Source organism: Paenibacillus sp. JDR-2 (assembly GCF_000023585.1).
GTDB lineage: Bacteria > Bacillota > Bacilli > Paenibacillales > Paenibacillaceae > Pristimantibacillus.
The window spans coordinates 2715176-2735036 of record NC_012914.1 but is presented as its reverse complement, the minus strand read 5'-3'; the positions used below and the strand labels follow the sequence as shown (position 1 = coordinate 2735036).

The window sequence follows — 19861 nt, the reverse complement described above, 5'->3', positions numbered from 1 at the left end:
TGAGGACTCGCCTACACTTTTGGTATTGTGCTCAGTCCGGGTATGGACTATGTATGAAGCCAAACGTTAGCCTCGAATCAGCCCTAAGCGTTTATGCTTTAAACAGCAAGCTTCGCCAAGCCTGGACGCCTTCTTTTGCATTCCTTAGGCGAACAAGCAGGTGCAGGCCTGCCATGATGGCATTGCCTAAACCAATCTTGGCGATACAGGTCCATTCTGTTCGGAAGCAAGTATGCGCATACACAGGCTGCACCTCCACTCTCGGCTCGGCACTCAGCTTCACAAATTGGGACAACACACCCAAGGTCGTTGTTTTTACCGACCACAGCGCGCCTGTCGCCATTGCCGTCCACATCGCATCACCCGTGCCTACGTAGCTGAACCATTTCCACTCCTCCAGCCTGACCTTTGCTAACGTTTGCTTCGCCCAATGAGAGAGGTTGTACGTCAATGCGGCGGCGCGCTTATATTTCTCGATTCCAACCATTACGCGGTGAGTGTCAATTTCATCATTCTTCTCGTCCTTGCTGCTCATGCCGATGCTTGTACCCATTAAATGCTCATGCAGACGGATCGCCTTGCCGCTGAAATCAATTGAACGTATCTTCAGCTTATAGCGCAATAATCCGAAGAGCGCCTTGAAATTGATCTCGATGTCGTCATTTTCCCCATCGCGTCTCATCTCTCCTTGGATCACAACCGGCGATACCAAGGCAATGAGAAGGAAAAGCACAATAATGAGACCGGCCGCGAGTACCCAAACATACGGATAACCGATCATTCCATGCTTCCTCCAGCTTTATGAAAAATAGGTTACTTGTAGTATGGCTTGGCTATTTAATTTCATGCAAAAAAACCCCAGGATGCGAGGATCCTAGGGGTAATATACGGAATTAGTAAATAATAGGCGAATTTGTTTAGTAATCTTCTAGATTGATAGATAAAAATAAACCGTACAGATTAATGCACGGTTTATTTAAAATACGGATTATTTAAACGCGGGAACAATCGCGCCCGCATATTTGTCTTCGATAAATTTCTTCACATCCGGGGATTGCAAAGCCGCAGCCAGTTTCTTCATGGCGTCGGAATCTTTGTTGTCCGGACGGGCAACCAGAATATTTACGTAAGGCGAATCGCTGCCTTCGATGAAGATAGCATCCTTCGAAGGAACAAGATCCGCTTCGAGCGCAAAGTTGGAGTTGATCAGAGCAAGATCGACTTCTCCCAAAACGCGCGGAAGAGTAGCGGCTTCTACCTCGGTAATTTTCAGGTTTTTCGGATTTTCGGTAATGTCGTGCACGGTAGCTGCAACGCCAACGCCGTCTTTCAGCTTGATAACATTATTAGCAGCAAGCAGTTGAAGCGCACGGCCTCCGTTTGTCGGGTCGTTTGGAATTACCACTTTAGCGCCGTCTTTCAGTTCATCCGCGCTTTTGATTTTTTTGGAATAAGCGCCCATTGGCTCAATGTGAACGCCCGCAACGCTTACAAGATCATAACCCTTGTCTTTGTTGAATTGGTCAAGGTACGGCGTATGCTGGAAGAAGTTTGCGTCCAGTTCTTTCTCGTACAGTCGCGTATTCGGTTGAACATAATCGTTGAATTCTACAACTTCAAGATTAATGCCTTGTTCCTTCAAAGCAGGCTTGATGAAATTAAGAATTTCCGCGTGCGGCACCGGAGTTGCGCCAACCTTCAAGGTTACTTCTTTTACTTCATTGCCGCCATTGCCGGCAGAAGTGTTGTTCGTATTGCTCTCTTCCTTCTTAGCGCCGCATGCGGATAACGCAATGACAAGCGTAAGGGCAAGCAGGATAAAACCAAATTTCTTCATTTCCGTTTCCTCCACCTTCTGTATGTTGCTTCTATGATGTCCACCTTACTTCCGGCTAAACCGGCGAACCAAATGGTCGCCTACCATCTGCAGGAGTTGAACCAAAATAATGAGCATGGCTACCGTTACGATCATAACGCTAAGCTGGAATCTTTGATAACCGTAGCGCAGGGCAAGATCACCGAGACCGCCGCCGCCAATAACGCCGGCCATAGCCGTATAAGACACAAGCGTTACCGCCGTAATCGTAATTCCCGCCAGCAAGCCCGGTCTTGCTTCAAGCAGCAGGACGCGTCTGACGATATCCCATCTGGAAGCGCCCATCGCCTGCGCTGCTTCGATAACGCCTTTGTCCACTTCGCGGAGAGATGTTTCCACCAGTCTGGCGAAAAACGGCGCTGCCGCAACAACAAGCGGCGGAATCGTGCCCTGTACGCCTAGGGTCGTACCGGTCAGAATCTTTGTCATCGGCATAATCAGAATCATTAGAATGACAAACGGTACCGATCGCAGGATATTAACTACAAACGATAACAAACCGTACACGATAGGCTGTTCAAGCAGCTGTTTTCGGGAAGTCAAGAAAAGTATGATCCCGATTAACAAGCCGAGAATGACGGTAAATATCAGCGAAGCGCCAATCATCGTCAAGGTGTCTTTGGTTGCCGGCCAAATATCTTCCCAGCGCACCTGGCTCCAGTCAATCTTCTGCTTCAGCATCATTTCAAATCACCTACTTCCAGCCCTTTCGCCCGAAGCTCGTCAAGCACCCTGTCAATCTCTCCGTTATCGCCGATAAACTCGATGACCAGCTGTCCGTAAGGCGTATTCTTCATGCGGGAGACGGTTCCTTGCAGGATCGTAAACTGAACGGAGGTTGATTTGACCGCGTTAAACAAAAGCGGCTCGTACGTAATCTCGCCAACGTAATTGATTTTGATGAGACGGCCGCTCCTCGTATCAATAAGCTCACGCGGATCGAAGGAGTCCGCAATCTGGCTGACGAAATCCTTCGTAATCGAATGCTGCGGCTTCAGGAAGACATCCAGAACATCCCCCATCTCGACGATCTCGCCGCCGTCAATAACGGCAACGCGGTCACAGATCGAGCGGATGACATGCATCTCGTGCGTAATAAGCAGAATCGTGATGCCCAGCTTTTGATTAATGTCCATCAGAAGCGACAAAATCGCGTTTGTCGTCTGCGGATCAAGCGCCGAGGTAGCCTCGTCGCACAGCAGCACATCAGGATTGTTCGCCAGCGCTCTGGCGATCCCCACGCGCTGCTTCTGGCCACCCGAGAGCTGCGCCGGATATTTATCCGCATGCTGCTCCAGCCCTACCAGCTTAAGCAGCTCGTCTACCCGTTGCTTTACTGCAGCCCTTGGCATCTTCGCAAGCTCAAGCGGAAACGCGATATTATCGCGAACAGTCGCCATCGACAAGAGATTAAAGTGCTGAAAAATCATTCCGATTCTGCGGCGTTCCTTCTGCAGCTGCGTGGACGACAGCCGGGTCAGCTCCACTTCGCCTACCTTAACCGTCCCCGATGTTGGGCGCTCCAGCAAATTCACGCAACGGAGCAAGGTGCTCTTGCCTGCCCCGGAATGTCCGATAATGCCGAATATTTCACCTTTATTAATGGTCAGGCTTATATTTTTAACAGCTTCCACGCTATTTCCGTAAGTTTTTCTTATGTCCAGAAGCTCAATCAGTGGTATTACCTCCTGCTATCCATCGTATGCCATTACTGCTAGAATCCCCTGATCAAACAGGTTCATCCTTTCCTTTATAAAAAGAACAACCGCCATTATAACCAACTTTCATCGCGATTGTCACTAGATAAAAAAGTAAAAAAGTCCGTTATCCCGCTTCTGCGGGAAATAACGGACCAATTGTTCAACATTTCGACCATTCTTTAGAAAAACCTGACATTCCGTTTATTCCTTGTCTTCATGAACCGGAATAAACTCGTCAATCGTTGTTTGGCGTTCGCCCAAACGCTCGAACAGCATTTGCGTCTGTTCCTCGAGCGCCTCTTCGATATCGACTTGTTTAGGTTCCGGCAAGGCTTTAATATTCGGCAATCCAAAATAATCCAGGAATGATTTCGTTGTTCCGTACAAAATCGGCCTGCCGATTGCCTCGGCCCGTCCGACCTCCTCAATTAAATCCTTGGACACAAGCGATTGAATCGCCCGGTCGCTCTTGACGCCCCGGATCTCCTCAATGTCGATACGGGTAATCGGCTGGCGATAAGCCACAATGGACAAGGTCTCAAGCGCTGCCTGCGACAGCTGGGAACGCGTCGGCGTATACGCCATGCGCTCAAAGTAGGTGGCGTGGTCCGGATTCGTAGTCATCCGGTATGCCCCGGCTACCTCCGTTACCTGCACCCCGCGCTGCTCGCGAGCCAAATCCCTGTGAAGATCGTACACAAGATCGGCCGCCAGATCAGCTTCAAGCTGCAAAATATCGGCTAGCTGCCGTTTGTTTAGTCCTTCGTCGCCTGCCATAAACAACAGGCCTTCAATAATCGATTTCAACTTCGGATAATCCATTGTCCGCCGCTTCTCCTCTCCAATGAATGACGATATCATCAAACAGCTGATGCTGGAAGCAGCGAATATGTTTCATCTTCATCAACTCCAGAATAGCAAGGAACGTCACAACAACCTCATGCTTGTTCATATTCTCGCGGATCAGACGGGAGAACCGTACGATCTCGAACTGCTTCAGGACTTCAACAATATCCCGAATCCGGTCCTTAACCGAGATTTCATCCCGTTGCACGGTTGCCACGATGTTGCGGCGCGCCGCTCTGCGCAGCGCCCGCTGGAATGCGGCAATCAGATCGGAGATATGCAAGCCCTCAAGCGGATTGACGATCTCTTCTTTCATATACGGCGTCATATCATCCGGCTCGCGGGAATAAATAAGGCTGCGCTCCAGTTCCTTCTCCCGAAGCTGCTCTGCAATTTGCTTGAATTTACGATATTCGACCAGCTTCTGAATAAGCTCGTCCCTCGGATCAAGGCCGTCATCCGGCCATTCTTCATAGAAGTCCTCGAAGACGGGAGGTTTGGGCAGCAGCTGATTGCTCTTGATGGCAAGCAGCGTTGCCGCCATAACAAGGAATTCGCTTGTCAGCTCCAGCTCCAATTCCTTCATCGCATTTAAGTAATCCATGTATTGATCCGTTATTTCACTAATCGAAACCTCATGGATGTCGATTTCTGACTTATCGATAAGATGAAGCAGCAAATCGAGCGGTCCTTCAAAGGATTCCAACTTGTAATGCATCGTCACTTCTTACGATCCCCCTGCCATGCGCAAATGGCTGACGTCCTATAACAAGTAACGCAGCATAATTTGAGCTATTACTCTAATTATGCAGTAATTTCGACAAATTTGCCATCTCTATTGCAGAAACAGCCGCTTCATAGCCTTTATTTCCGGCTTTTGTGCCCGCACGCTCAATGGCTTGCTCGATCGAATCCACCGTCAATACGCCAAAAATCGTTGGCACGCCTGTTTTCAGGGCGATTGCGGCAACGCCTTTCGCAGCTTCGTTGCACACGTAATCAAAGTGCGGAGTTGATCCCCGGATAACGGCGCCAAGCGTGATAACGGCATCGTACTTTCCGCTTTCCGCCATTTTTTGCGCGATAAGAGGAATTTCAAATGCGCCCGGTACCCAAGCGATATCCACATCGTTGTCTTGCGCGCCATGGCGTTTGAAGCCGTCAAGCGCACCGCTGAGCAGCTTACCCGAGATAAATTCGTTAAAACGTCCAACAACTACCCCAAATCTAAGTCCTTCCGATACTACGCTTGCTTCAAATACGTTTGGCATGTTAAGCCCTCCTGGTCATTATGACTAATATTTTGGCTTGCTTTACTTCTTGCCGGCTTCGCGGATTTCAATCGGCACCCGTTCAACGATCTCGATTCCATGGCCTTCGAGGCCTCTGATCTTGCGCGGGTTATTCGTGAGCAGCCGCATCTGGCGGACGCCAAGGTCTCGCAGTATTTGTGCCCCCACGCCGTAATCGCGAAGATCCATCTTAGGCTTGGCATCTTTTTTGTCCCCGCCCTGATCGAGCTGGGAATAATTCTTCAGCTTATTTACAAGCTCTTGACTGTCCTGACGCATGTAAAGAAGAATGCCGCTGCCTTCTTCATTGATTTGCTCAAGCGCCGACTGCAGCTGCGGCCCGCATTGGCAGCGGTGTGAATGGAAGACATCCCCTGTCAGGCATTCCGAATGAACGCGGACAAGCACAGGCTTCTCCGGATCTATCCGGCCTTTGACATACGCGATATGCTCTTTGCCGTCTGCCTGATTAGAGAAGGCAATCGCCCGGAAATTCCCGAAGTCCGTCGGCATATCAACCTCTACGATGCGGTCAACAAGCTTTTCCTTGGCGTTGCGGTAAGCAATCATTCCTTGGATGGTGATCAGCTTCAGGTTATGCTTCTCTTTGAATGCGATCAGATCCGGAAGACGGGCCATCGTCCCATCCTCTTTAATAATCTCGCAAATGACTGCCGCAGGCTCCGAGCCGCACATGCGGGCAAGGTCGATTCCGGCTTCCGTATGGCCCGCGCGGCGAATGACGCCGCCATCCTTCGCAACCAGCGGGAAAATATGTCCCGGCTTGCGGAAATCCGTTGCTTTCGTCGTTGGGTCAATCAATGATTTGACCGTCTGCGAGCGTTCATAGGCTGAGATACCCGTCGTCGTGGATACGTGATCCACGGATACCGTAAAGGCTGTGCCATGGTAATCCGTATTATGCTGGACCATCGGCGGCAGATCAAGCTGCTCGGCGCGTTCCCGCGTAATAGGGACACAGACCAGGCCGCGTGCTTCCGTAATCATGAAATTAATAACTTCAGGAGACGCGGTCTCCGCCAGGGCAATCAAATCCCCCTCGTTCTCGCGGTCTTCGTCGTCTACTACGATAATCGGCTTGCCTGCTTTCAAATCCTCCAGCGCGGCTTCCATCGAGTCAAACACATTTTCTTGCAGTTCCAGCTCTTGTCTATTCATCAATTTCCCTCCCTGCTATCCGGTTACCCTAGTATTTATAGAAAACCATTCTCGCTTAAAAAGGCTGCGCTAAGCTTTGATTCCGTCCGCCCGGAAGAACCTGAACTGCCGGCGGGTTTGTAATGCAGAAGATGATCGACGTATTTGCCGATGACATCGCATTCGATATTGACCGAATCGCCGGCTTTCTTGTTCATCAGCGCGGTTTCCCCCAAGGTATGCGGGATCACCGATACCGAGAAGCCTGTGGCATTGGTACTGACCACCGTTAAGCTGATCCCATCAATCGTAATAGAACCCTTAGGAATGACATACCGCATCATTTCGTCGTCAGACAGCCGAATGGCGAACACAACCGCATTCGCATCCGTCTCCCGGCCGGTGATCATGCCAACTCCGTCGACATGCCCCTGCACGATGTGACCGCCGAATCGGCCTCCGGCCAGCATTGCCCGCTCCAGATTCACGTCCTGGCCCGGGCGGAGCTGATGCAGATTGGACTTCCGGTATGTCTCCGGCATGACATCCGCATCAAACGATGTCCGGTCGAAGGAAATGACGGTTAAACACACGCCGTTTACGGAAATGCTGTCGCCAAGGGCAACCCCTTCCGTAACCTTTGAAGCTTCTACCGTCAGAACCATCGCTTCGCCTTGTTTCTTAACCCGTCTTAAAGTGCCAACTTCCTCAACCAGGCCGGTAAACACGGGCACTCCCCCAATCTATTCATTACCGTATACAGGATATCCCGATATACAAATATCTTCTCCTGCCATTTCCACCTTCACATGATCCAGTTCAATGGCCTCCGACATTTTCTCGAACCCGGCGAACGTAAAGGTGCCGGGGGAGTCAAGCCCGCCGATAATCTTTACTGCCATGTAGATCATAATCTTATCGATTAATCCGGCTTCCAGCATAGCCCCGTTAAGTTTGCCGCCGCCCTCCAGCAGAATCGAACCAATCTCCAGCTCGCCAAGCTTGCGCATTGCTTCAGCCAGAACAACCTGCTCTCCGTCACCGCAGCGGATGACTTCGACGCCGGCTTCGGTCAGCGCCTGCTCTCGAGAAGGATCAGCCTTCGCAGATGCGAGTACAATCGTGCGGGCTAAGCCGTCCGTCACTACTCTAGCATCCAGCGGCAGGCGAAGCTGACTGTCCACAATAATCCGAACCGGATGAATCGCGGGAACAGCCGCGCGGGTCGTCAGTTGAGGATCATCCGCAAGCAAAGTACCAATGCCCACCATAATCGCCTCGTGCTGGTGGCGCAGCGTATGCACCTGCTCGCGTGCGGTAGAACCCGTAATCCAGCGGCTGTCTCCCGTATGGGAAGCAATTTTCCCATCCAGCGTGCTTGCCGTCTTTAACGTTACATAAGGCAGCCGGGACGTAATGTATTTGTTGAATTTCTCGTTCATGCTCCGGGATTGTTCTTCAAGCAGACCAACCTCAACTTCGATGCCTTCCTCCCGGAGACGCGCGATCCCTCTGCCCGCAACCTGCGGATTGGGATCAGTGGTCGCCACAACGACACGAGCAGCCTTTGCATTAATAATGCGCTCGCAGCATGGCGGTGTTTTGCCATAATGGCTGCACGGCTCAAGGGTTACATACACCGTTGCCCCTTCCGCTTCGTCACCGGCCATCTGCAGCGCGTGTACCTCTGCGTGACCTGTTCCCCGCTTAAGGTGGGTACCAACGCCAATAATCCGTCCGTCCTTCACAACAACGCAGCCAACAACCGGATTAATGCCGGTCTGCCCGGAGGCTTTAGCGGCGAGTTCAAGAGCAAGACTCATATAATACGAATCGTTTAAAATTTCCATAAATGCAAAAACACCCCCATTAGCCAGCTTAGCCAACGGGGGTGGGAAAAATAACCATTCCATGCTTGCAAAATAAAGCTATTCATACACAAACGGCTATGCAGCTCCAAAAAAGAACCGCAAACCTTTCGCGGATGAAATATAAGTCCAGTAATACTTTCTTATATTTCAAACAAACCTATCCCACTTGTGAAAATAAGCACAAGAAAAATAAGCATGAACGCTCATACGCAAACGCATCAAATGTGTCCCCTTCTCCCATCCAGACTATACTGTCGGTCCCGGATTTGCACCAGGTCCACCGTTCCTTCCCGCGCAATGCGATGAATCGCTCTTGCATGGGATGGCCCGGGTCACGGACTGACGAGAAAGCGCCGCACGCAGGTGACTCCTGTTGTGCAGACGCCGCTCGATCACCGCCGGTTGGGATTTTCACCCTGCCCCGAAGGTAAGCCACAAACTATAAATTTGTTAGTATCTTAACATTAAACTTCGTAAACTTCAACCTTTTGCATTTTGTCGCGTCCTTTAAACGCGTCAACATGCTCCATGCCTTTGGCAACTTTGCCAAATACCGTATGTTGGCCGTCAAGATGCGGCTGCGGCTGGTAGCCAATGTAGAACTGGCTTCCGCCTGTGTTGCGGCCTGCGTGTGCCATTGCGAGCGAACCGCGCTCATGTTTGTTCGGGTTGATCTCGCAATTGATCGTGTAGCCAGGACCGCCTGTGCCAGTACCGTTAGGGCAACCGCCTTGCGCAACGAAGCCAGGAATAACGCGGTGGAATACCACGCCGTTATAGAAACCTTCGTTTGCAAGCTTTTCGAAGTTTGCTACCGTATTTGGAGCATCTTGTTCGAACAGGTCGAGAATAACTTCTGCACCGTTCTCAAGTGTGATTTTTGCTTGTTTAGCCATGTGTAACATCTACCTTTCTATGTCGAATAAGACTACGTTACCAAAAATCTCCCTCACTTAGCAAGCGATTTGAGAAGTCTTGCCGGAATTACGTCGTTACCGACGATATTTTCGAGCGATTCCCGCTGTACAACAAGGTCGGATTGGCCGTCTTTTACGAAGACAACGGCAGGACGGCGGAAACGGTTGTAGTTGCTCGCCATCGAGTAGTTATAAGCGCCTGTGCAGGAGACGGCAAGCAAGTCGCCCGTTTCCGCTTTTGGCAGCTCAAGGTCGATAATGAGCTTGTCGCCGCTCTCGCAAGCTTTGCCTGCGATTGTAACGGTTTCCGTATTGGCTTCGTTAGCGCGGTTCGCCAGGATCGCTTCGTACTGGGATTGATACAGGGCAGGACGAGGGTTATCCATCATGCCGCCGTCCACCGCGATATATTTGCGTACGCCAGGGATGTCTTTCATCGTGCCTACGGTATACAGAGTTGTGCCCGCATCACCAACGATGCTGCGGCCCGGCTCAACCCAAATCTCAGGCAGCGGGAATTCCGCGGCCGAGAAATTCGAAATAACCGCGTCGGTAATGGCGGCAACATATTGGGCTACAGGAAGCGGAGTGTCGCCTTCCACGTAACGGATGCCAAAGCCGCCGCCAAGGTTGATCACCTTAAAGGTAAGCCCCAGCTCGTCGCGGATTTGAACGGCGAACGCTACAACTTTATCAACTGCCATGCGGAAGCCGTCAACTTCGAAAATTTGGGAGCCGATATGGGAATGCACGCCCAGAATTTCAAGGTTCGAGAGCTCAAGTGCTTCCTGGATTGCTTGCTTTGCTGCACCATTGCCAAGATCAAAGCCAAACTTCGAGTCTTCTTGGCCAGTCGATATATATTCATGCGTATGTGCTTCTACGCCCGGTGTAATACGGAACAGGATTTTCACTTTTTTGCCTTTGTCTGCGGCAAGCGCATTCAGCATGCGCAGCTCTACAAAGTTGTCTACAACGAAGCAACCGATATTGGCGTCCAGCGCCATGTTGATTTCGTCCGGCGTTTTGTTGTTGCCGTGGAAATGGATGCGGGCTGCTGGAAAACCTGCTTGCAAAGCCGTATACAGCTCTCCGTCGGATACAACGTCGAGCGACAAGCCTTCTTGATCGGCAATTGCGCACATCGCCATAACCGAGAACGCTTTGCTTGCATAGGCAACCTGGAATTTCAGGCCGGATTCCTTAAATGCGGATACATATTCATTTGCCCGTTGACGAATAAGCGTCTCGTCGACAATATAGAGCGGCGTGCCGTACTCTTTCGCCAGATCCGTTACATCAACTCCGCCAATCTCCAAATGTCCCTGGGCATTAATTTTGCTTGTGCCATGTAAGTACACGAATTATGCTCCCCCTCAGATATCTACTACAGGAACGTAATAGAAGTTGATTACGATTTGCACCAATAGCCACAGTATATCGCAATCTAACCTTGAGAGAAATGGATAAATTCACATTTGATTTGTATTTCTTGGCCTCTATTCGGTCCGCGGCATTTTGTCGCTTTGCTGCGGGCGGAGAAGGTTTGGACGAGTCCGGTTTTTAAGTACCGGCTTCCTCAGGATGATGTTCATCATCGCTCTGTAATCAAACGGAATAAACGGCCACATATACGGGCGGTTGAACGAACGCTGCATGCACAGCATCATCAGAATCGCAGTCGTAGCGATAACAAATCCCGGCGCGTTAAACAACGAGACGGCGACGATCAGCACAAGCCTGACGATCCGGTTCGCAAGGCCCAGCTCATAGCTTGGCGTCGCAAACATCCCGATGGCCGCAATCGCCATATAGAGAATAACCTCGTTAATAAAAAGCCCGGTCTTCACCGCGATATCGCCAACCATGATGGCCGCGACGAGGGAAACGGCCGTGGCGAGCGTGGACGGCGTATGCACCGAAGCCAGCCTCATGAGATCAACGCCAATTTCCACGATCAGAAACTGTACGATAAGCGGCAGCTTGCCGATTTTTTCCGGTCCGAGGAAAGCTAGAGCCTGCGGCTTAAGCTCCGGATGGACCACGAACAAGAGCCATAAAGGCAACAGGAACAACGAAGAGAAAATCCCTAGAAAACGGACCCACCGCAGATAGGTTCCGATAAACGGAGTCTGCCGGTTCTCCTCGGCATGCTGGATCAGGTCAAAGAAGGTTGTCGGCAGAAGCATCGCGCTTGGCGAAGTATCCACGAATACCACAACGGAGCCTTCCAGCAAATGGGCGGCAACAACATCCGGGCGCTCGGAATACCTTACGAGCGGGAACGGATTCCACCCCCGTTGAACGGTTGCTTCCTCCAGCTGCTTATCCGCAAGCGGCAGCCCGTCAATATGCACCAGTTTGATTTTATCCTTAATCGATTTGACTAACTCGGGATCCGCAAGGTCGTTAATATAAGCAATACATATATCGGACTGCGTCCGCTCCCCGACCCTGAGAAGCTCGTAACGGAGCTGGGGATCACGCAAGCGTCTGCGAACGAGCGAAATGTTCGTCATCAGCGTCTCGACAAAGCCGTCGCGGCTGCCGCGCACAACGCGTTCTAGCGACGGCTCCTCCGGATTGCGCGCCGGGAAGGCTTTGGCATCGATAATGATGGCTTGCGGTTCTTTATCAATAAACATCGCCGTTGAGCCGGACAAGACAAAGGTCAGCATTTCATTCCATTTTTCCTTTTTCTCTACCTGTGCCGCAGGCACATACAAGTGCAGGAAATCATGAAAAGCATCGCCCGTTATATCATCCGGCTGCAAATAAGTAAGCCTCTTCAAAATTTCGGTCAATACCGTATCCTTCGCCAAACCATTCATGTAGAAAAAGGCGACACGCCTTTCTCCAAACGTCATTTCCCGCACGACGATGTCAAAGCTCACTTTATACCCGACTTCGTTCTCCAGACGCTCGAAGACCTCGTCCAGACTGTCTGGGATAACATCATCCTCACCACCGTCCGCCTTTTCATGTCTCGCAAGCGACTGGTCATGCTGAGCCGTCCGTTCGGTTAACTCAAAAGGAGGAGTCGGGATTGCCATTCCCTGTTCTTCGTTTTTCTGTGATTCCGGTATGTACATAAACGGGGGTTCCCCGTTTTTTTGTTCCCGGTCCTTCTCCCGGTCCGTCATCGTCATCAACCTTTCGTGTCTGTTTTACTTGCTACCACTGGAAATACAGCCAATCAAACAAAGAGCCCAGTGTTTTTCCCAGCACCATTGCCATCACAAGACCAACCAGATAATCGGATAGATTCATTCGTTTCGCCAGAATCGGCAGCACGTTCATAACCTCTGTCAATGCTCCTGCCAGCATGCCGACGAACATACCGGTCATAAGACCGGAAATGGTCAGAATAATCGCCTTCGGCAGCGCCAACCGCCAGTCCATAAAATCAGCGAAGGTCCAGTACATAGAACCGCAAATGACAGCCGTCTCGAACCATATGGATACGCGATAAGCGTAAGCGATCTGGGCAAGCCTCGGGATAAGATCGAGTATAATCAGAAAGGCGACCAGTCCGCTCCCGACCGCAAGCCCCCCGGAGAGTCCGAGCAGCATGACGAATACGTGCATCAGCCAATCACCCATCGTCATCGCCCCGCTCTCCATGCTGACGGTTTTTTTTGCGCATCTCGTCCGCGATAACGTAGGCATTTACATTTTCCTGATACGTATACAGCTCCACCTCCAGAGGATTGGGTTCTTCGTTGAACCGCTTCTTGAAGAGATGGTTAAAAAACAGAATCATGCCTAGGCCAATTCCGATTGAATACGGGATCTGGAACCATAAAGGGTGATCGGTCCGCTTGCCGGTCAGCAGCTCGACAATCCGGATATGAACCTCCTTCATGCTGACATCCGTGTGGAAATTCATAATCGCAAGCCCCGCTCCGAAAAAGAGCAGAAGCCAGGCGAAAATAAGCACGGCAATACGCGGCTTTTGTGGTTTGGGGGATATCATGATAAGTACTTGCGGATCGCCGTATGCTTCCACGGACAGTCCCGGAGCCGCTTCCCTAACTACCCGCACGATCTGAAGCAGATCAATGACAACCCGGTTGCCGTCCCCTTTATGATGGCGGTACAGCACAAGCTCGCTAAGCTCCTGCTCCAGCTTCTCGTTAGGCGCCAGCAGCCTCGATACCTGTCCCAGCGTTACGCTGCGCTCCGGCCGGATACATACTTTCTTCTTAAGTCGCAGATAGAGGGCGGATGGCTCAGTTGCTTCCATCTGTCATCATTCCTTTGTTCCCGCTAAGGGTTTACTTCCCTGTTAGTATGAGAAAAGGAGATATCGGATAGTCATGCTTATAGAGGTAAAAAATTGAAACTCCCGCAAGGAATAACCTCCGCAGGATGGAATTAGTAAAGAACATATACGGCTTCAGGAGGACACAATGAAACGAATTGCCATCATAGGATCGGGCGGAGCTGGCAAGTCCACCATGGCCCGAAAGCTTGGCCAAGCGCTTCACCGGGAGGTATCTCATTTGGATGCGTTATTCTGGAAGCCGAATTGGGTAGGCGTACCGCGGCAGGAGCAGATTATCGTCCAAAATGAGCTGGTCAATCGGGAGGAATGGATCATCGACGGAAACTACGGAGGAACGCTCGATATCCGGCTTAATGCCGCCGATACGATTATTTATCTGGATTTCCCGAGATTGTTATGCATGTACCGCGCAGTCAAAAGATCCATTCAATACCGGAACAAAACCAGACCGGACATGGGAGCAGGCTGCAAGGAAAAAATCGATTTGCAATTTTTGAAATGGATTTGGGAATATCCGAATACAAAAAGACCCGAAATCATTAACAAACTCCAGCAATTATCGGAAGAAAAGCAAATCGTGATCCTGAAATCGCCAGGCGAGGCTAAGCGTTTTTTGGCTAGCTTAGGAAAGGACCGGGGATGAACAAAATATTTATTGTCGGCATCGTGGCCAGCGGCAAAACGACTCTGGCCAAGCATTTATCCGAGCAGCTTCAAATCCCTTGGTATGAGCTTGATGCTATCGTTCATCATCAGACTGATTCGGGGAGATCTAAGCGGACAGTCGAAGAGCAGCATGAAGTACTTATGGAAATCGACCGTAACGGAGCATGGATATTTGAGGGGACAGACCGTGACTCCTACCAATGCCTTTACCAGATGGCGGAGAAAATTATTTTTGTTGATACACCACTTCAGGTACGCCTGTGGAGAATCGTATCCCGCTTCGTGAAACAAAAGCTTGGCCTCGAGCCTTGTCATTACAAGCCTGATTTTCATATGCTCCGTATGATGTTCAAGTGGACAAGCGATTTCGAGCGGAATAAAACCGCGTTTGAGGCCAAGCTGCAGACGCATGGCGATAAAGTTATCCGCTGCAAGGAGTTGAAAAAGAAAAGACCAAATGGCTTCGCAGCACCTTGAAAAGGTTGCGCCATTTGGTCTTTTTTTTCGCGGCTATTGGGCAATTTGTTCGCGTATTTACGACGAACAAGTTGCCATTTCATTGAGCAATTTGTTCGCGTATTTACGACGAACAAGTTGCCATTTCATTGAGCAATTTGTTCGCGTATAGACTGCAAAATTTTCTTCTCCAACCTCGACACCTGTACCTGGGATATCCCCAAGCGGCTGGCGACTTCGGATTGGGTTTTATCCCTATAGTAACGTAAGTATACGATCAGGCGCTCGCGTTCGCTTAAGCCTTCAATCGCTTCGATCAAGGCGAGCTTATCGAACCAGCGCTCCTGGGAATCGTCCGCTATCTGATCCATCAGGGTAATCGGATCACCGTCATTCTCGAATACGGTTTCATGAATGGAAGTCGGCGGCTTATTCGCTTCCTGCGCGAAGACCACATCCTCCGGCGTAATGCCAAGCCGATCCGCCACTTCGCTGACCGTCGGCAGACGGCCAAGCGTCTTGGACAGCTCATCCTTCATTTTCCGAACCTTATTCGCCGTCTCTTTCAATGAACGACTGACCTTAAGCGTACCGTCATCACGCAAAAAGCGCTGAATCTCGCCGATAATCATCGGCACCGCATAAGTAGAGAACTTCACGTCATAGGACAGGTCGAATTTATCGACGGACTTCAGCAGCCCGATACACCCGATTTGGAACAAATCCTCCGGCTCGTAACCACGGTTGATAAACCGCTGCACGACTGACCAAACCAATCTTATGTTACATTGAACAAGCGTATCCCGGGCGATCGTATCGCCGGATTGGCTTAACGCTATCAAGCGTTTGACTTCCGCATCATCCAAATACGGCTGAGCCGTTTGCTTCAAATCGACATCCATGAGGTTCAACCCCTATACGCTAGTTATACAGCGCTTTTTTCGATTCAATACGCTTAAGCATAGCTACCCGCGTACCTTGGCCCAGCTCACTGGTTACTTCAAAACGGTCCATGAAATTTTCCATAATCGTAAAGCCCATGCCCGAACGTTCCATTTCCGGCTTGGAGGTAAAGAGCGGCTGGCGAGCCAACTCCAGATCTTCGATACCGCGTCCATTATCCCAAATCGCAATAGATACCACGTCCCCGTCAATAGAGGCCTCAATGGTTACCTTGCCGGCAGGATCGCTGTCGTAACCGTGAATAATTGAATTCGTAACCGCTTCAGACACAGCCGTCTTCAAATCGTTCAGTTCTTCAAGCGTCGGGTCCAGCTGCGACACGAAAGATGCCACCGCAATACGGGCAAAAGCCTCATTTTCAGACCGGGCGCTAAAGGATAACGTCATTTCGTTGCGTCCCATTACGAGACCACCTCCAGACTAGAAATCGCCATTCTTTCATTGTCGTAAATGCTCATTATCTTAAACAAGCCCGACATTTCAAACAGGCGGTAGACACTCGGGTTCACGTCGCATACGACCATTTTGCCGCCTTTGCTGCGAATCTGCTTGTATCTGCCCAAAATGACGCCTAATCCGGAGCTGTCCATAAACTGCAGATCCTTCAGGCTTAGAATAATGTGGTGGCTTTCCCCTCTCATGATCTCCGCCTCCATCTTGTTGCGGACAATATCCGCCGTATGATGGTCAAGTTCTCCGCGGAGACGCACGATCAATACATTACGGTAATGCTCCAGTTCTGCTTGCAGACTCATTGTCGCCGTTCAACTCCTTTGGGCTTCGCTATTGGATCGCACTACGATTTCTCCGCGAATCCCCATGTTTCCTGCACGGCGACAAAACTAGAAGAGAAGCGCTAGAAGCTGACAAAATGCGCTAAGAGAAGAGCCCTCCGAAGGAACGTTTCAGCAGCTTGAACCAACCGGCTTTATTAATCGACTGAGGCGCGTCTACCGGGAACTCCTTCACAACCTGGTCGCCTTGGTAGACGACAAGCTTGCCGATGGATTGTCCGATCGCAACCGGCGCTTTAAGCGGTTGATCGATTTGCAGCTCATAACGGATATCCTGCGTTGCCGCTCCTTTTTTGAGCAAAATGCTGTAAGGATGCTTAGCAACCAGCGGTATTTCGCGCACTGCGCCCTTCTCGACCTTGATTGTGCCCATCGTATCCCCTTCTTTGAAGATTGGATGGGTCGTGTATTGCGCGAAAGTGAAGTCAAGCATTTGCGATACTTCGGCATTTCTTGTTTTGGTGTTTGGCTCGCCCATCACGACTGCGATCACTCGCAGATTGTCGCGTTTGGCCGTTGCCGTTAAGCAGAACTTCGCTTCATTCGTGAAGCCAGTTTTGAGACCGTCGGCTCCGCTGTAGAACCTTACAAGCTTGTTCGTGTTCACGAGCCAGAACGGTTTCTCCGAAGTCTTGCGCAAATAATCCTGGTATGACCCGGTGTATTTCGTAATCTCGGAATGCTTCAGCAGCTCGCGCGACATGACTGCAATATCATGCGCGGAGGTGTAATGATCAGCTGCAGGCAGACCGTTACAGTTGGCAAAATGCGTATTTTGCAAGCCCAGCTGCTGCGCTTTCTCATTCATCATTACAACAAACTGCTGCTCCGATCCCGCAAGCTTTTCCGCCATAGCGACAGAGGCATCGTTGCCGGAAGCCATCGCGATCCCTTTCAGCATTTCGTCAACCGTCATTTCTTCACCGGGTTCCAGGAAAATCTGAGAACCGCCCATAGAAGCCGCGTATTCGCTAGTTGGCACCTTGTCGGTCAGTTTGATTTTCCCGTCGTCCAATGCTTCCATGATCAGCAGCATCGTCATGACCTTCGTAATGCTCGCCGGAGGAAGCTTGACGTTGCTGTCCTTCTCGTAAATAACGGTTCCGCTGTCCGCGTCCATCAGGACCGCGGAACGCGCGGAGGGTGCTAGATCAAGCGATGCGGTCTGCTGCTGTTGGCCTTGAGCACCGGGAACGGGCTCTTTCGCGCTAATTACGGCATTGGCGTTAGCAGCAGCTGGCATTGCGGTTAGGGCAAATGCAGCGAATAGAATGAACAGCTTCGTACAAACTTTTTTCATGTGCAGGTCTCCTTCAAAGATGATGCGGTTCTTGTCGCATAAGTTTTACACCGCAATTGGGCTATATTGTCTTCTCCAGTCTTGACCTCTTTCAAGAAAATTATTCCACGTAAATAGATGTCGAACATAACAAAAACCGCCGTACTCCCTGAGGGAGTACGGCGGTTTATTAAACGGCACTAATATCGTTTCGTTCCTTCTGCGGTAACAACAGACAAGAGAAGCGGACGCTCTTCGGGCTTATCGGCCGCTATCGTGTAAGCTTCGCGGACTTTAGCTATAACTTCCTCCACGGCAGGATCCTGGGCTCGTGTATGAAGCACGGCAAGCGTATCACCTTCGCTGACCGCATCTCCAACCTTCTTGCGGATCGTGATGCCGACGGAATAGTCTATAGACGCGTCCTTCGTTGCCCGTCCAGCTCCAAGCAGCATCGCGGCGATTCCAAGCTCTTCCGCGTCAATCGCTGCGATAAACCCTGCAGCAGCGGCTTTTACCTCTGCTTGCTCCGCAGCCTGAGGTAACCGATCAAGATCATCTACGACCGAGACGTCGCCGCCTTGCGCGGAGACAAACTGCTTGAACTTGGCTAAGGCTTCGCCATTAGCAAGCTGGCTTTGCAGCAGCCCTTTCGCTTCGGCAACTGTCGAAGCTTTTCCGCCAAGAACAACCATATGCGCGCCCAAAGTAAGACATAATTCGGTAAGATCCGCAGGACCATTGCCCTGCAGCGTTTCGATTGCTTCCCGGACTTCCAGCGCATTGCCGATAGCAAAGCCGAGCGGTTGATCCATGTCGCTTATTACAGCAGCGGTCTGACGGCCGACCTTGGTACCGATATCCACCATAGCTTGGGCCAGCTTCTCGGAATCATCCACGGTCTTCATAAAAGCGCCGCTTCCCGTCTTCACATCCAGCACGATGGCATCGGCACCGGCCGCGATCTTCTTGCTCATGACAGAGCTCGCTATTAACGGAATGGATTCGACGGTAGCTGTCACATCCCGCAGCGCGTAAAGCTTTTTGTCTGCTGGTGCCAGATTTCCGCTTTGTCCGATAACCGACAATCCAAGCTCATTCACTTGTTCGAGGAATTTCTCCCTCGTCAGCTCTGTCTGAAAGCCTGCAATCGATTCCAATTTGTCAATAGTTCCCCCAGTATGGCCAAGTCCTCTGCCGGACATTTTGGCAACCGGAACACCGACGGATGCAACAAGCGGGGCAATAATCAGCGTTGTTTTGTCGCCTACTCCGCCCGTGCTGTGCTTGTCTACCTTCACTCCGGCGATCGGAGCCAGGTCTACCTGGTCTCCCGAATTAGCCATGGCAAGCGTAAGTGCCGCCGTCTCGGCCGGTGTCATTCCCCGAAAGAGTACCGCCATAGCCCAAGCCGACATCTGATAATCCGGAATGTCCCCATCGCAATAGCCATCCACCAGAAACGTCAATTCTTTTGCAGTCAGCTCTCCGCCATCCCGCTTCTTTTGTATTAGATCTACCGCTCGCATGTTATTCACTCCGTTTCTGCCACGCAGTCATTTATGAGAATGCGCTCGCAGCATTTGTTGCCGAACGATCAGTTCGTCCAGCATCTGACTCAGCTGGAGCACCTCACGATGTACAAATGTTTTCTTTTTCATTGCTTTTTCAACCATTTTCCCTCTAAGCTGCTCGATTTCGACGAGTAATAGCTTGTCCACTTTTCTCCACTCCATCATCGCATAATCATGGACA

At 50.7% G+C, this 19861-nt stretch carries 23 protein-coding genes and 1 riboswitch; of the genes, 2 read left to right on the top strand and 21 right to left on the bottom strand.

The features are described from left to right. Positions 1-91: 91 nt before the first annotated feature. The 15 genes from PJDR2_RS11995 to PJDR2_RS11925 form a co-directional block, all read right to left on the bottom strand. Entirely contained in the window at positions 92-781 is a 690-nt protein-coding gene (locus tag PJDR2_RS11995) for a DUF2953 domain-containing protein (RefSeq protein ID WP_015843957.1), read from the bottom strand. Between the two features lie 207 nt (positions 782-988). Further along, the gene (locus PJDR2_RS11990; RefSeq protein ID WP_015843956.1) at positions 989-1837 is read right to left on the bottom strand and encodes a MetQ/NlpA family ABC transporter substrate-binding protein; all 849 of its coding nucleotides are present in this window, start codon (positions 1835-1837) and stop codon (positions 989-991) included. 45 nt (positions 1838-1882) lie between these two features. Continuing rightward, a complete protein-coding gene (locus PJDR2_RS11985; protein ID WP_015843955.1) occupies positions 1883-2560 on the bottom strand; it encodes a methionine ABC transporter permease in 678 nt (225 codons plus the stop codon). Next, the gene (locus tag PJDR2_RS11980) at positions 2557-3552 is read right to left on the bottom strand and encodes a methionine ABC transporter ATP-binding protein (protein ID WP_041613423.1); all 996 of its coding nucleotides are present in this window, start codon (positions 3550-3552) and stop codon (positions 2557-2559) included. Before PJDR2_RS11980 ends, PJDR2_RS11985 begins: the two co-directional genes overlap by 4 nt. 225 nt (positions 3553-3777) lie before the next feature. After that, positions 3778-4398 carry an SMC-Scp complex subunit ScpB gene (gene scpB / locus PJDR2_RS11975; protein ID WP_015843953.1) on the bottom strand — a complete coding sequence of 207 codons (621 nt, stop codon included), beginning with the start codon at positions 4396-4398 and terminating at the stop codon, positions 3778-3780. Further along, complete coding sequence (locus PJDR2_RS11970; RefSeq protein ID WP_015843952.1) at positions 4367-5146, bottom strand: segregation and condensation protein A; 780 nt, start codon at positions 5144-5146, stop codon at positions 4367-4369. Before PJDR2_RS11970 ends, scpB begins: the two co-directional genes overlap by 32 nt. Before the next feature lie 76 nt (positions 5147-5222). Beyond that, complete coding sequence (gene ribE, locus PJDR2_RS11965; protein WP_015843951.1) at positions 5223-5693, bottom strand: 6,7-dimethyl-8-ribityllumazine synthase; 471 nt, start codon at positions 5691-5693, stop codon at positions 5223-5225. A 42-nt stretch (positions 5694-5735) separates the two neighbouring features. Continuing rightward, positions 5736-6893, bottom strand: coding sequence for a 3,4-dihydroxy-2-butanone-4-phosphate synthase (gene ribB / locus PJDR2_RS11960; protein ID WP_015843950.1), 1158 nt, complete (start codon positions 6891-6893; stop codon positions 5736-5738). 35 nt (positions 6894-6928) lie between these two features. Next, complete coding sequence (ribE, locus tag PJDR2_RS11955; RefSeq protein ID WP_015843949.1) at positions 6929-7600, bottom strand: riboflavin synthase; 672 nt, start codon at positions 7598-7600, stop codon at positions 6929-6931. Positions 7601-7615: 15 nt separating this feature from the next. Continuing rightward, complete coding sequence (gene ribD, locus PJDR2_RS11950) at positions 7616-8722, bottom strand: bifunctional diaminohydroxyphosphoribosylaminopyrimidine deaminase/5-amino-6-(5-phosphoribosylamino)uracil reductase RibD (protein ID WP_015843948.1); 1107 nt, start codon at positions 8720-8722, stop codon at positions 7616-7618. 246 nt (positions 8723-8968) lie between these two features. After that, positions 8969-9176, bottom strand: a riboswitch (FMN riboswitch). A gap of 31 nt (positions 9177-9207) precedes the next feature. After that, positions 9208-9639 (bottom strand): peptidylprolyl isomerase, encoded by a 432-nt coding sequence (locus PJDR2_RS11945; protein WP_015843947.1) that lies wholly within the window; start codon positions 9637-9639, stop codon positions 9208-9210. A gap of 53 nt (positions 9640-9692) precedes the next feature. Further along, on the bottom strand, positions 9693-11021 hold the full coding sequence (gene lysA, locus PJDR2_RS11940) for a diaminopimelate decarboxylase (RefSeq protein ID WP_015843946.1): 1329 nt from the start codon (positions 11019-11021) through the stop codon (positions 9693-9695). Positions 11022-11159: 138 nt separating this feature from the next. Further along, entirely contained in the window at positions 11160-12803 is a 1644-nt protein-coding gene (locus PJDR2_RS11935) for a spore germination protein (protein WP_015843945.1), read from the bottom strand. A 31-nt stretch (positions 12804-12834) separates the two neighbouring features. Continuing rightward, positions 12835-13269 (bottom strand): stage V sporulation protein AB, encoded by a 435-nt coding sequence (locus PJDR2_RS11930; protein ID WP_015843944.1) that lies wholly within the window; start codon positions 13267-13269, stop codon positions 12835-12837. Then, positions 13256-13906, bottom strand: a complete 651-nt coding sequence (locus tag PJDR2_RS11925; protein WP_015843943.1) for a stage V sporulation protein AA — start codon at positions 13904-13906, stop codon at positions 13256-13258. Before PJDR2_RS11925 ends, PJDR2_RS11930 begins: the two co-directional genes overlap by 14 nt. A gap of 166 nt (positions 13907-14072) precedes the next feature. Between PJDR2_RS11925 and PJDR2_RS11920 the strand changes: the two genes are divergently transcribed. After that, positions 14073-14591: a DNA topology modulation protein gene (locus tag PJDR2_RS11920; RefSeq protein WP_015843942.1), complete on the top strand. Its 519-nt coding sequence runs from the start codon at positions 14073-14075 to the stop codon at positions 14589-14591. After that, entirely contained in the window at positions 14588-15091 is a 504-nt protein-coding gene (locus tag PJDR2_RS11915) for an AAA family ATPase (RefSeq protein WP_015843941.1), read from the top strand. Before PJDR2_RS11920 ends, PJDR2_RS11915 begins: the two co-directional genes overlap by 4 nt. 125 nt (positions 15092-15216) lie before the next feature. Here PJDR2_RS11915 and sigF read toward each other — a convergent pair whose 3' ends face one another. From sigF to PJDR2_RS11885, 6 genes are all read right to left on the bottom strand, one after another. Beyond that, on the bottom strand, positions 15217-15972 hold the full coding sequence (gene sigF, locus PJDR2_RS11910; protein WP_015843940.1) for an RNA polymerase sporulation sigma factor SigF: 756 nt from the start codon (positions 15970-15972) through the stop codon (positions 15217-15219). Between the two features lie 19 nt (positions 15973-15991). After that, positions 15992-16435, bottom strand: coding sequence for an anti-sigma F factor (spoIIAB, locus tag PJDR2_RS11905; protein ID WP_015843939.1), 444 nt, complete (start codon positions 16433-16435; stop codon positions 15992-15994). Further along, positions 16435-16788 (bottom strand): anti-sigma F factor antagonist, encoded by a 354-nt coding sequence (gene spoIIAA, locus PJDR2_RS11900; RefSeq protein ID WP_015843938.1) that lies wholly within the window; start codon positions 16786-16788, stop codon positions 16435-16437. The genes spoIIAB and spoIIAA overlap by 1 nt, the downstream gene beginning before the upstream one ends. A 121-nt stretch (positions 16789-16909) precedes the next feature. Further along, positions 16910-18127 carry a D-alanyl-D-alanine carboxypeptidase family protein gene (locus PJDR2_RS11895; RefSeq protein ID WP_015843937.1) on the bottom strand — a complete coding sequence of 406 codons (1218 nt, stop codon included), beginning with the start codon at positions 18125-18127 and terminating at the stop codon, positions 16910-16912. A 179-nt stretch (positions 18128-18306) separates the two neighbouring features. Then, complete coding sequence (locus tag PJDR2_RS11890) at positions 18307-19635, bottom strand: pyrimidine-nucleoside phosphorylase (protein WP_015843936.1); 1329 nt, start codon at positions 19633-19635, stop codon at positions 18307-18309. Positions 19636-19662: 27 nt separating this feature from the next. Next, on the bottom strand, positions 19663-19827 hold the full coding sequence (locus PJDR2_RS11885; protein WP_015843935.1) for an aspartyl-phosphate phosphatase Spo0E family protein: 165 nt from the start codon (positions 19825-19827) through the stop codon (positions 19663-19665). Between the last annotated feature and the right edge of the window lie 34 nt (positions 19828-19861).

Excerpts from the sequence above, each read along its gene's own strand:
- PJDR2_RS11920 (WP_015843942.1), top strand. The coding sequence starts at position 14,073 with ATGAAACGAATTGCCATCATAGGATCGGGCGGAGCTGGCAAGTCCACC.
- PJDR2_RS11915 (WP_015843941.1), top strand. The coding sequence starts at position 14,588 with ATGAACAAAATATTTATTGTCGGCATCGTGGCCAGCGGCAAAACGACT.
- PJDR2_RS11935 (WP_015843945.1), bottom strand. The coding sequence starts at position 12,803 with ATGACGGACCGGGAGAAGGACCGGGAACAAAAAAACGGGGAACCCCCG.
- PJDR2_RS11995 (WP_015843957.1), bottom strand. The coding sequence starts at position 781 with ATGATCGGTTATCCGTATGTTTGGGTACTCGCGGCCGGTCTCATTATT.
- scpB (WP_015843953.1), bottom strand. The coding sequence starts at position 4,398 with ATGGATTATCCGAAGTTGAAATCGATTATTGAAGGCCTGTTGTTTATG.
- PJDR2_RS11925 (WP_015843943.1), bottom strand. The coding sequence starts at position 13,906 with ATGGAAGCAACTGAGCCATCCGCCCTCTATCTGCGACTTAAGAAGAAA.
- PJDR2_RS11890 (WP_015843936.1), bottom strand. The coding sequence starts at position 19,635 with ATGCGAGCGGTAGATCTAATACAAAAGAAGCGGGATGGCGGAGAGCTG.
- PJDR2_RS11895 (WP_015843937.1), bottom strand. The coding sequence starts at position 18,127 with ATGAAAAAAGTTTGTACGAAGCTGTTCATTCTATTCGCTGCATTTGCC.
- ribD (WP_015843948.1), bottom strand. The coding sequence starts at position 8,722 with ATGGAAATTTTAAACGATTCGTATTATATGAGTCTTGCTCTTGAACTC.
- PJDR2_RS11945 (WP_015843947.1), bottom strand. The coding sequence starts at position 9,639 with ATGGCTAAACAAGCAAAAATCACACTTGAGAACGGTGCAGAAGTTATT.
- spoIIAA (WP_015843938.1), bottom strand. The coding sequence starts at position 16,788 with ATGAGTCTGCAAGCAGAACTGGAGCATTACCGTAATGTATTGATCGTG.
- PJDR2_RS11990 (WP_015843956.1), bottom strand. The coding sequence starts at position 1,837 with ATGAAGAAATTTGGTTTTATCCTGCTTGCCCTTACGCTTGTCATTGCG.
- sigF (WP_015843940.1), bottom strand. The coding sequence starts at position 15,972 with ATGGATGTCGATTTGAAGCAAACGGCTCAGCCGTATTTGGATGATGCG.
- PJDR2_RS11930 (WP_015843944.1), bottom strand. The coding sequence starts at position 13,269 with ATGACGATGGGTGATTGGCTGATGCACGTATTCGTCATGCTGCTCGGA.
- ribE (WP_015843951.1), bottom strand. The coding sequence starts at position 5,693 with ATGCCAAACGTATTTGAAGCAAGCGTAGTATCGGAAGGACTTAGATTT.
- PJDR2_RS11985 (WP_015843955.1), bottom strand. The coding sequence starts at position 2,560 with ATGATGCTGAAGCAGAAGATTGACTGGAGCCAGGTGCGCTGGGAAGAT.
- ribB (WP_015843950.1), bottom strand. The coding sequence starts at position 6,893 with ATGAATAGACAAGAGCTGGAACTGCAAGAAAATGTGTTTGACTCGATG.
- spoIIAB (WP_015843939.1), bottom strand. The coding sequence starts at position 16,435 with ATGGGACGCAACGAAATGACGTTATCCTTTAGCGCCCGGTCTGAAAAT.